Source organism: Vibrio sp. 10N.222.55.C6, assembly GCF_041473395.1.
GTDB classification, from domain to species: Bacteria; Pseudomonadota; Gammaproteobacteria; order Enterobacterales; family Vibrionaceae; genus Vibrio; species Vibrio crassostreae_C.
Map to the genome: position 1 here is coordinate 1 of NZ_JBFRSD010000280.1, position 1,949 is coordinate 1,949.

Below are 1,949 nucleotides of genomic sequence, written 5' to 3' on the forward strand. Positions count from 1 at the left end.
GCCCCTAATAGGTTCAATAACAGCTCATTCATAGGGTTGCTTTTATCAGCACTGAAAAGCATATTCTCTTTTACAAATTGAACTGCTACTGACTTAACATTAAAGAACTCGATCAATCCAAGTAGATCTTTCATATCACGAGCAAGACGAGATATGTCATGAACAACCAAAGTGTCGCCTTCACGAACGTACTCTTTCAATCTCTGTAGCTCTACTCTTTCAGTTGTTGAGCCACTGCATTTATCGGTAAACACTTTGTCCAATTCAACACCATCCAATTGTCTAACAGTGTTCTGTTGAACAGTTGAAACCCGAACATAACCCACTTTGCTCATAAACCACCTTCTGTATTCATTTAACTTTAGACGTAACTACAATAGGCTGTGTTCACGGCATATAGCAACCTAATTGAATACATTTAGCGTATTCATCAAAGTGTGTTCTTAGACAGTAGTCAAATGAATACAAAAAAGCCCCCGTATCTCTACGAGGGCTTTCTTTAATCGATAAGTAGCTTTTCAAGTGACTCTATTCGCTCACCGTTTTGTATACTTGTTTGTTTAATTGACTCAATATCTTTCAAGAAAACATCCGTTCTTTCAATCATCAATCCTTGCTGTACAACCAAAGTATCTAAAGTCGAGTTTAACTCACCGTAGTTGCTTGAGAATGATATGTTTGAAATTGCTAACGGCATTAGCATGATAATAAGTCCTGATAATAGCTTATTCATTCGTGCCGCCTAGTTGTTCCAACTCATCCCTACGCTTTTTTTGACTTCTAGACTGCTCAAGCAAAGCTTCTTCTTGTGAAGCAAGACGAGTTTGTTCATGTTGCCTCATGTTTTCTCGAATCTCATTGATTCGTTTATCTGCCTCTTCTTGATATTCTCGGTCTTTAAGCAATTCTCGTTGATGCTCGTCTAAAGAACCAACTTCACGAAGAAGATCAAGATGTATCAATTCACAATAAGCCGAGTCCGAGCCCGAGCCTTGTTGCACTTTCTTAACTGGCTTAAGCATTATGTGACTCCATGATTCGTTCAAGTTCGTTCCTTGATAATGTCTTCAAGTAAGCAGCCGATACAAGGTCTTCTTCATCGAGTCTCTGTTTTAACAGTCTGTCTTTTTGCTTAAGATGGTATTGAACTAACATCAACAACACTTGTCTCTGTGTTATCGCACCGTAATCACCGTTTAACGCATTCTTTGTTAGTTCTTCATCGTCGAGTGTTGAATCGATGACTAATTTCTTTGCCGATGTTCTTCTAGACTTTCGACCAGCTTCAGAAGCTGATTGTGAATTGAATAATGTCATTGTTCCGTTATCCCGTTATTTCTATTGTTATTTTCTTTTATTTATGGAGTTAACAGATACAAAAAAGGAGCTATCAGCTCCTTTCAACGTTGTTCAATTAGGTTTTTTATTTGTTCGTTTCTGAGTCAACGACATTACGAAGACTAGCGCACGCGTCAGAAAAACTCAGATAATCATTGTCCCATACACTTCTAACCATAGTAAAAGCTGATTGTCGACGTTGTTGATAAAAGGATTCATCCCAATAATGTTTTCCATCAACTTTCGAATATATGTCATTTCTGGCATACGACTTCCAATCATTGATTACTTTTTTTGCTCGTCGATCTGTTGGTAGAAAGTACGTGCCTTTTTCCATACACACTTCAATGCCAACGATAGCAAAAGCCATATCGCTTAATTCATTTTTATGCCAGTTCGCTAGTTGATCTTGTTTCTCTTTCTCAATAGCTGCCTTCTTAGATGCCTCTTCCGCTTGCTGCTTTAATTTGCCTTGTTCACGTGTCAATTCAATCAACTTCGGTAAAACTGTATCGGAAAACGTTTTCGTTAGTCTAGTTTTAGGCACAAACACATGATACGTTTCCAAATACGGACGACACTCTGAAACATCTAGTTCATCACTACTTACA

The 1,949-nt window shown here is 38.0% G+C and carries 5 protein-coding genes; all 5 read right to left on the bottom strand.

The genetic code is table 11. The features are described from left to right. Positions 1-335: recombinase family protein (locus AB4486_RS23655; protein WP_372119012.1), on the bottom strand; the 335-nt coding region annotated here is incomplete at its 3' end. 164 nt (positions 336-499) lie between these two features. Beyond that, a complete protein-coding gene (locus tag AB4486_RS23660; RefSeq protein ID WP_061025797.1) occupies positions 500-733 on the bottom strand; it encodes a hypothetical protein in 234 nt (77 codons plus the stop codon). After that, the gene (locus AB4486_RS23665) at positions 726-1,022 is read right to left on the bottom strand and encodes a hypothetical protein (protein WP_136975760.1); all 297 of its coding nucleotides are present in this window, start codon (positions 1,020-1,022) and stop codon (positions 726-728) included. The genes AB4486_RS23660 and AB4486_RS23665 overlap by 8 nt, the downstream gene beginning before the upstream one ends. Then, positions 1,015-1,317 (bottom strand): hypothetical protein, encoded by a 303-nt coding sequence (locus AB4486_RS23670; RefSeq protein ID WP_061025801.1) that lies wholly within the window; start codon positions 1,315-1,317, stop codon positions 1,015-1,017. Before AB4486_RS23670 ends, AB4486_RS23665 begins: the two co-directional genes overlap by 8 nt. Before the next feature lie 106 nt (positions 1,318-1,423). Continuing rightward, a partial coding sequence (locus tag AB4486_RS23675) for a hypothetical protein (protein WP_372119017.1) occupies positions 1,424-1,949 on the bottom strand: 526 nt, incomplete at its 5' end.

What these genes read in the sequence shown, in the direction of transcription:
- AB4486_RS23660 (WP_061025797.1), bottom strand. Translation starts at nt 733, where the DNA reads ATGAATAAGCTATTATCAGGACTTATTATCATGCTAATGCCGTTAGCA.
- AB4486_RS23665 (WP_136975760.1), bottom strand. Translation starts at nt 1,022, where the DNA reads ATGCTTAAGCCAGTTAAGAAAGTGCAACAAGGCTCGGGCTCGGACTCG.
- AB4486_RS23670 (WP_061025801.1), bottom strand. Translation starts at nt 1,317, where the DNA reads ATGACATTATTCAATTCACAATCAGCTTCTGAAGCTGGTCGAAAGTCT.